This window comes from Pseudomonas sp. KB_15 (genome assembly GCF_052114525.1).
Lineage (GTDB): Bacteria > Pseudomonadota > Gammaproteobacteria > Pseudomonadales > Pseudomonadaceae > Aquipseudomonas.
On the sequence record NZ_JBFREX010000255.1, the window covers coordinates 1 to 418 of the forward strand.

The 418-nt window shown below is 72.2% G+C and carries 1 protein-coding gene; it reads left to right on the forward strand.

Annotated elements, in window-relative coordinates; translation table 11 throughout:
- Positions 1 to 393: LysR substrate-binding domain-containing protein (locus AB4Z35_RS30755; RefSeq protein WP_442101265.1), on the forward strand; the 393-nt coding region annotated here is incomplete at its 5' end.
- Positions 394 to 418 lie beyond the last annotated feature (25 nt).

A 418-nucleotide genomic window follows, 5' to 3' on the forward strand; every position in this document is an offset into this window, starting at 1 on the left:
CACGAGGGCGAACTGGTGGCCCAGCGCGCCGGCACGCTGCGCTTCGGGCTCTATGCCTCCGCACGCGGGCCGGTGGCCGACGACGCGCCGCTATGCGGCCTGCTCGACGAAGGCTTCACGCTCCCCGAAGTGGCGTGGCCGCAGTCCCTCGGCCGGCCGTTCTCGTTCCAGTCCAACAGCCTGCTTGGGGTGCGCGCCGCCGTGCGCGCCGGGCTCGGCATCGCCCTGCTGCCCCACTTCCTGGCCCACGACGATCCGGCGTTGCAACTGGTGCGCGAGGTGCCCGAGGTGATACGCGAGGTCTGGCTCGCCTACCCTGCCGAATTCCGGGGCGCCTCCCGCTTCCGGCCCGTGATCGACTGGCTGGCGGACACCCTCGCCGACTGCCCTTAACGCAACAACGCGCACCCCGGTCCAC